Annotated in this window: 6 protein-coding genes; all 6 read right to left on the bottom strand. The window is 59.4% G+C overall.

Annotated elements, in window-relative coordinates; translation table 11 throughout:
• Positions 1 to 92: 92 nt before the first annotated feature.
• Entirely contained in the window at positions 93 to 2,954 is a 2,862-nt protein-coding gene (locus ACLML9_RS26520) for a tape measure protein (RefSeq protein WP_411948073.1), read from the bottom strand.
• On the bottom strand, positions 2,951 to 3,316 hold the full coding sequence (locus ACLML9_RS26515) for a hypothetical protein (protein WP_411948072.1): 366 nt from the start codon (positions 3,314 to 3,316) through the stop codon (positions 2,951 to 2,953). Before ACLML9_RS26515 ends, ACLML9_RS26520 begins: the two co-directional genes overlap by 4 nt.
• Positions 3,317 to 3,636: 320 nt before the next feature.
• On the bottom strand, positions 3,637 to 4,545 hold the full coding sequence (locus ACLML9_RS26510) for a hypothetical protein (RefSeq protein WP_411948071.1): 909 nt from the start codon (positions 4,543 to 4,545) through the stop codon (positions 3,637 to 3,639).
• A 277-nt stretch (positions 4,546 to 4,822) separates the two neighbouring features.
• Complete coding sequence (locus ACLML9_RS26505) at positions 4,823 to 5,158, bottom strand: HNH endonuclease signature motif containing protein (RefSeq protein ID WP_411948070.1); 336 nt, start codon at positions 5,156 to 5,158, stop codon at positions 4,823 to 4,825.
• A gap of 16 nt (positions 5,159 to 5,174) precedes the next feature.
• A complete protein-coding gene (locus tag ACLML9_RS26500) occupies positions 5,175 to 5,471 on the bottom strand; it encodes a hypothetical protein (RefSeq protein WP_411948069.1) in 297 nt (98 codons plus the stop codon).
• 659 nt (positions 5,472 to 6,130) lie between these two features.
• Entirely contained in the window at positions 6,131 to 6,559 is a 429-nt protein-coding gene (locus tag ACLML9_RS26495) for a hypothetical protein (protein ID WP_411948068.1), read from the bottom strand.
• Between the last annotated feature and the right edge of the window lie 1,121 nt (positions 6,560 to 7,680).

Raw genomic sequence — 7,680 nt, 5'->3', positions numbered from 1 at the left:
GTCGTGAACGACCGACGTTTCCGAGACACAGGGACATCCTTCCGCAGGACCAATGATCCTGCTAACTCGGTGTCCACTACCCAGGGGGAGCCTCAAACCTCGGGCCCACCGATCAACTTCGTGTCGATCGTTGCGCCCTGGCGGTTGTTGTCCAACAGCAGTTTGATAGCGGTCAGGTCCTGGGTAGCCTTGTCGGCTCCCTGGACATGAGCAAGAACCTCGATGTCTGCCGGTACCAGGCCGATGGTCTCGGCCAGCGCGCGAACCTGGTCCTTGGATAGACCGGTGCTCGTGCCAAGCTCAGCGAACTTCGTATCAAGCTCGGCGAAGACCGGCCCGAGGTCGCCCCCGGCTTGGGCCACTCCGACAACCGCGTCTCGAAGATCCTGGAACGACGTACGGAGCCGATCACCGTTCTCGGTCTTCGTGTTGATCTGCCCATCGGGATTGATCAACTGTTCGGCTCCGAACCCTTCGGCAGGGTCCCAAGACTCCCCGATACCTTCGATATCGCGAAGCTGAGAGTTCAACCGCTGGATAGCGTCGCCAAGCTCTACCGGCTTCCCGGTGAGCGCGTCAAGCGCTCGCTTCATCGCGGTAATACGGTCATCGGCACTGGCAGATTCATCCGCCAGCGTCTTAACCGCTTCAGTCAGGGAAGCGAACCCGGGAGTCGAGTTCCGCACCGCGTCAGCAGAACCCTGGAGTCCGCTACGGGTCTGCTTCAGGATGTCCACGACATCCGTTCCAGCGTTTCCGGTGCCTTCCAGCTTCGCTATCAGCTCGTCATACGCTGGTCCGCCCTTCGCCACGATCGGCCCGAGGTCGGACAGTTCCAGGCGCATACCTTCGAGCGCGCCCCGCAGCGTGTCGTTCTGGTCTATCGCGCGCTGTACCTGGTCGTACTGTTCGTTGACCTCTTTAGCGTTCCAGGTGAAGACATGCTTCTGGAACGAGTCGAACCAGTGATGCCCTTCCTTGGCTACCTCGGTGATCCGCGCCAAGTTGGCTTCAACGGCTTTTCCGGCCGAATCCATAGCGTTGGTGTCGAGCGCACCGTTAGCAGCGGCTACAGCTTGGGTGAACGAACCCTGTGCTTTCGCTCCTTGGACAACCGCGCTGGCGAGAGCTTCATGGACGCGCTTCGCCTGTTCGGCAGCACCCATATGGCCCATGATCGCGGCTCCACCAGCCGCCAGAGCGATACCAAGCGGACCGCCCAGCATTCCGACGACACCGGATGCTGCGCTTCGCAGACCACCCAGAGCGGTTGTCGCGGTGGCTTGGACACGAGCACCCATCGTTGCCGCAGAAGCCGCGGTGGTTCGCATAGCCGCAACCAACGGCGCAGACGAAGCAGCAGCCACCCTCTGGGCAGCCGCGTACTGAGCCAGCGACGTAGTAGCGGCACGGACAGCGATCGTTTCCCGGGTCCGGGCGATAGCTTCGGCGATACGTCCACGAATCGTGGTCGCCTGCTGGCTGACCTCGATACCTCGGGAGGTCAGGTAAGCCCGTATCGCCTCGTTGTGAGCCGAGATAGCCCGTGTCTGGGCGATAGTGGACGCGATAACAGCGGGCTGCATGATCGCGTTAGCGATACGCGACCACTCGTAGGCGACATGAGAAATCTTGCCGACCGCCAAAGCACCAACCAAGACACCGGTAGCGATCCCCGCCTTGTCGGCGTGGTCCGCCAGGAACCGCATAGCCGAACCGACACCCCGCAGAGTGGCAGCAGCGACCGTGCCCGTGTCGCCGGTCAACGAGACCAGAGACTGACCGACACTCTTGCCCGCGTCAGCGAGCTTCGACAGGGTGCCCCTAAGCCCGGATCCGTCACGGGTGACGCTGCGGAAGGTCTCACCGGCCGACGCGGCACCGCCGGTCAGCTTCTCCCAGAACGCGGACATCCGGTTACCGTCTTCGGCGGATCGGAACGCGTTGACCGCTTCTCGGATCCGGGCAGCCAACCCGCCTAGCTTGTCCCAAACCTGCCGAGCCTTGATACCGAACTGCTCGTACAGCGACGCTGTACCGTCCACGGAAGCCCCGTGGGACTGGAAGGCTTTACCGAGGTCTGAAAGTCCGGCAGCGACGCTCGTAGCCACCTTTTCTACCTTCGGCGCGACCTTGTCAGCCCACTCGGTGGCGGACCCGAGTCCACCTTTCATCATGTCCAAGAACGGCTTGAGACCCGCCTCACCGACGCGGCCCAAAGCCGCCTTGGTGTTCTCCCACGCACCCCGCAGAGTCTTACCGCTCTCCAGGGCGGCACCGCCGATATTCTCGGTAATGACCTTGCGGAAGGTCTCGGCATCTACCTTGCCTTCCTTGGTCATCTTCGAGAGTTCATCGGCGGTTACGCCGTACTCTTTTTGGAGCCATTGGAAAATCGGTATGCCACGGTCGGCAAGCTGATTCAGGTTGTCGGTATACGCTTTGCCGCTGGTCGTAACCTGGTTGACAATACTGCCCATATCGGACAGAGAAGTACCGGCGATAGTGGCAGCGTCAGCGGTGAGGCTCAGATACCGGGTTAGTTCCTCACCGGGTTTGACTCCCGCAGCCACGGCAGAAGCCGCGATAGTCGCGGCATCACCGAGACCGAAGGCGGTCCCTTTCACGGACGCGAGAGCCGAATCCATGATTCCGGCTACGCCTTGGGCGGTATGGCCGAGACCGGCCAATTTCCCCTTGGCGTCGTCAATAGCCATCATGCGAGTCATGCCCTGAGTCAGGGCAGTGCCTATTACCGCACCAGCAGCAAGACCAACACCTTTAGCGGCGGTCTTGAACGTTGCACCGATACCACCGGCAAGCCGGGAACCCATGGTTTTCCCGGCTCTATCAACGTTCGGTTGTGCAGAATCCAGACCCTTTTGGACCTGTCCAGGTATATCCTTCGAGGATATGACTAGTGAAATGTAGGCATCGGCTAATTCCACGCTCACGCCTTAGCCTCCTCTGGTGTCACGTCCTGCCGGAGAAACTCCGTCATCGACTGTTTAATCTGCTCGGTGATCTCCCGGTTTATCTCGCTTTTCGAGATACCCTTACGGGCGCACAACTCCAGAACAGAGGGCCACGCCCACACCGAGAACAGGAAGAACGCACCACCGGGGATATTCCCCTTCTCGTCGTTACGTCCCCAGCAATCCATGAATTCGTAAATAGCGGGTATGTTCCCCGCGTGGTCGAGCGCATCAGCGAAAAGCCAAAAAGCCCGCTGCTGGTCCGTCTTTGTAAGTTCCCTGATGTCAACCAAGACAGTTAACTCAGCGTCCGAAGCGCTTGCGCGCTTCAGCCTCTCCACGCTGCCGGGCCGTCAGGGTCTCGCCGGTTTCTCCAGTAGCGTCCTTACGATCTCCGTAACGCTTCTGAACCTCAAGTTCACCTTTTTGTCTACCGGTCAACGGCTTCTCAGTCACCGGCTCGTTCTGGTCGCTCAATGTCGTTCCTATCAGTGTCTTTGTCTCGTTTATCTGGCTTGGCGTAAAACCGGTTCGTCCACAACGTCGTAAGTAAAATCGCCGGGATCATCCCACCCGAGATGATGCTCAGGTGGGAGCGGTCCGGGGGCTTTTGTGGAATGCTGATGACGACCGGGTATTTCCCCGGTCGCGAATGGGTCATTTACAGAACCCCTGAGTCCAGCACGGCTCGCTGCACATGCGGGTGCACATTTCCGGAGTTGATTTCTTCAATCGCGTTCGTGCGATGGGCTCGCGCGATCCTCATCAAACGGTCGATTTCCTCACGGAAATTCTTCATATACTCTTCCCGTCCGGTCGCCAGTTCGGCGACGGTGGGAATCCACAGGTCAGCGCCGTTGCGGACGGCCCACACGAGAAAGCCGTCTGTTTCATACGGCCACGGCATATCAGTTGCATACGCGAACAGCGGGAATACGTCGGGAAGGTTGCGGATAACCGCGAAAGAGTTGTTCCTATCCGACTTGTACCAGCCTTTAGCCTGTGACCATGCGTAGCTGTCGCTGGTGAGCATTACCTTCTCTTGCGCTGCACGGAGACGGTTGTATTCCTTCCGTGCATCGCTCAATTTCGACCACGATTCGTGGGTACCTCTCTCGATGGCTTCCAACGGTGTCGAAGCACCGTCCAAACCATCAACAGCCGATCGGATATCAGCGACAACCTTATGCATTTTCCGGCCGAGTGTCGCCAACAGCGACTCACCAGAACCGGCGGCGATAGCTTCCAGTCGAGACGTGGCCCGAGACTGGAGAGATTCCACAGCCTGAATCTGGAGGTTCAGCGATTCCTGTTCGACACGAGAAGCACCGATAGAGTCCAACCAGGAAGCCGGAATTTCTCCGTACTCCAAGATGGTGTCATTATCGAAACCGGGTTCAGCTTCCGCCCGCTTCGCTCGAAGCTCGGTAAGCATCGACCGGGTTTCCTCGTACACCGCAGCGGCTTCGTTGAAACCCGGCTGCTCTTCCAGGGTCTCCAGCAGAGCCGGGATGTTCTTGTACTGGTTCAGCGTAGGGCTAGCCAGCCCGACGAAGTTGAATTCAGTCATTGGTTCTCTTTTCTGTCTGTGCGCAGCGAAACGACCGCCCGTTTAACCGCAGGGCGTACCGCGTAGAAGTTCGTCCGCTACGAATGATGGATTAACTAGAGAGGCCCCGTAATGGCCTCCAGAAGCCCCGTAGAGGGCCGAAAACCGGGTTTAGATACCCGTAGTACCCCCCAGTGAAATACTGGGGTACCCCGGTCCCCCCCTGCGTGACTGATTGGCCCGTATGGACTGGGAGGTGACGTTAAGGGCAGGGGGAGGGGTACTAGCCCAGGTATGACTACGACCGACCAGAAGGTACAGCGGTAGGTAACCACTGTCGGGAGGTCGGAAGCTGAGCCGATGGGGCAATCTCTTTATTGCCCCGTTTGGAGTTGCAGCGTCTATGTGCTGCGCGCATCTCGCCTAGGAGATGTCCACCTTTAGACCTTGGAACTACATGGTCCGCAGTCCACGACTCGGGGTCGGTATAGGGGAGGGATACGTCTATCCTGCCCCCGCATATCCAACACGTCTGAGAACGCGCCCTGAGCTGCTTAGTCGCCTTCCGGTATGTCCTGTCGTCCAAGCCTCTACCTGTCGCGCTACGACGTCTATAGCGGTTATAGGTAGCCATGAGTGCCCGTCTGGCCTCAGTAGTTGAACGCGGGAACACGATCGGCCGAAGGGTCGAACTCGTGTCGATTGATTTCCGAAAGGTTCTTGGCCTTCATACCGGCCGGTGGTTCCGGCCGCTTGTATCGGCGCTTATACAAGTCGAGCTGTTCACCGAGGCTGATGCTCCACGGCGTTCCGCCTCTCTCGTGGATAGCGGAGACGTACGCCTGATGTCGATAGTCGTTGTGCCACTGTTCGAACCGCTCGCGTGCCTGCTCATCGGTTCGGGGCTTGGGAAGCTTGGAATAGTCGGTGGGTTTACTTTCGCTCATTCGTTCTCGTCTCTCTTGGTGGTGAGTTAGTACTGCGCTGCTTCTCGCATCGAGCGCAACGCACCGGCACAGTTACGCCTGTACCTCGATACGTTCTTTCGTTGGCACTGCTTGCAGTGTCCGGAGCTGTAGCGGTCTTCCGGTCCCCGGATGGGGTGACCGGCACGGCACATGTTCATCTGGTCCCCTTCGTGGACGTTGATAGGCACATCAGTTCGGGTCGGTAAAAATGGCAGCCGTCAACGCGGCTGCCTTGTCTTGGTGGTTTGAGGGGTCTCCAGCCCACCAGCCAGTTCTGGAGACCCGACACGAGTCCGGGAGCCGTCAGAGGAGAAGGGGCAGACGGCTACGACCAGGACCCGGGTTCAGTCCAGGGGGACGCTCTGACGATGAATGACCCCTGGAAGCAAGGAGGAGAGGGCTCTACCCCTCTCATAGGTATATGGGTGTAACAACTCCGGACTTTTTCGGTGTTTCCGCAGGTCGCTGAAAAACAGGTCAAAATCTGTTACCTAACCGTTGCACTCACCGGCAGAAGCCGGGAGAGCGAGGAGAGGGAAGTACAGGGCCGGAACTCTGTACCCCCTCATAGGTTTAGGTGAAATTATGGGAACACCCGATTCGGGAACTCCCGGGAATGCTGTGTGACTAAGGTCACATTAACTTCCTTCATCACCTGCTAGTTTGGCGGCCTTGCGTCGGGCCCGAAGGTCCCGCATTCGCTGTGTCGCATCCTTGTTGTGCTGCTTCCGCTTGGCCGCGCGGCACGGCTCGCAGTAGGCAGGCCAACGGCCGATCTTTGTTTCCTGCCTCCGGGAGTACCGCTTGATGTCCCGCTGAACAGTCACCTCACAGCCGCACTCCCGGCAGGTCCCGGTGTAGTACCGGACAAAATCGACCTGCCGAACCACGCCGTTCGCTGCTTTCCAGGTTTTCTCTTGGTCCTTCGCGCGGTTGCGGTATCCCTGCAACTTGTTCGGTATGTCCATCTTCCAGGACCCCGAGTGAAGCGGATCCAGCCACTCGGGCGGCTTGGGTGGCGGGCCCGACATCACCCGCCTGATCATCTCCTGTATTTCCTCGCTCATGCATCATCCTCGCTGGTGCCGCACCATGCGGCAGTCCGTCCTATAAAACATGGGAACACCGACATGTCAAGCGGATAACCTCCGTATGTACGGGTTCAGGGGGCCGGGGTAGACGCTGCCGGGACACCGGCCGGAGGGTGCAGCAGAACTCAACTTGCACAGTTGGGTGCGTCCAGGCCGCACCCGAAGGTGTGGCGGGCGAAGTTGATTCACCGGACGGCGTGATACTGTCGCTGACACAAGACGACCCCGGAAGAAGCGCCAACTTCCGCCGGGGTCTGGGTACGAAGCCTGATCGAAGCAGACTCGCACCGTGGGTAAGACCCTACCTTGCCCCCGTGACTCTTCTCTATCGGACTCCTTCCCGCTTGTGCGGTCGCTATCGGAGAGTCCGACCGTGGGGATACAACCCGTCTAACCGACCTCAAGCACGTACCTAGTCCTGCGCCGTGCTCGCAGGCAGCCGTAGCTATCGGGGTCGACACCTTTGCCACGGTTCCAGCCTTGCCACGTGTCCTTCAGGCCACGGGGCTATTCGTGTTGGCCGGGAACGCTACTCGGGGATTTGGAGCGGGGAATCGGGCAGGGATGGTTTCGACACCGGCACCCTTGGGTGCTCCTCATGGTCGATACTGTCCGCCGCAGGCGGTCCGCTTCCATCACTCGCAACGTGATCCAACCACCGGAGCCAGTCCGCACACAGTCCGCACCGCTACAGGGATGGCCCGGGAACAGCCGGGAATGACTGACTGAGAAAACAGCCTGTGAACTGGCGTAATGTATCCACGGGAGGAACCCCCGGGATAGCCCGGGAACACGTGATCTAAAACTCGTAATGAAAAGGTCAGGAGTTCGATTCTCCTAGGCGGCTCCACTCGGAAACCAGCTCTAACCAGCTGATTTCCGCCTACCACGACGCTTCCGGCGAGGTGTCACAGCGGTCGTCTTGTCACGGTTCGTCACGAACGACCTCCCAGATCCCGCTGGCGGCCCGGCCCCTTGTGAAGGCTTCGGAGGCGCTCGACGGCCTGAGAAAGTGTTGGGGAACCCGGCGGTGTAAGGGCGTGTCGCTCATGCTATTCGGGGTGTTGGGTCGATGATATCGGCTGGTGTGCCCGTGT

This window comes from Nocardia sp. NPDC002869 (genome assembly GCF_046764065.1).
In the GTDB taxonomy this organism is placed as follows: domain Bacteria; phylum Actinomycetota; class Actinomycetes; order Mycobacteriales; family Mycobacteriaceae; genus Nocardia; species Nocardia rhamnosiphila.
Note: the sequence above shows the minus strand (reverse complement) of the source record. Positions and strands in the feature narration are given on the sequence as shown.

Bases quoted from the DNA above. Each gene is read 5' to 3' on its own strand.
- ACLML9_RS26510 (WP_411948071.1), bottom strand. From the start codon at position 4,545: ATGACTGAATTCAACTTCGTCGGGCTGGCTAGCCCTACGCTGAACCAG.
- ACLML9_RS26505 (WP_411948070.1), bottom strand. From the start codon at position 5,158: ATGGCTACCTATAACCGCTATAGACGTCGTAGCGCGACAGGTAGAGGC.
- ACLML9_RS26500 (WP_411948069.1), bottom strand. From the start codon at position 5,471: ATGAGCGAAAGTAAACCCACCGACTATTCCAAGCTTCCCAAGCCCCGA.
- ACLML9_RS26495 (WP_411948068.1), bottom strand. From the start codon at position 6,559: ATGAGCGAGGAAATACAGGAGATGATCAGGCGGGTGATGTCGGGCCCG.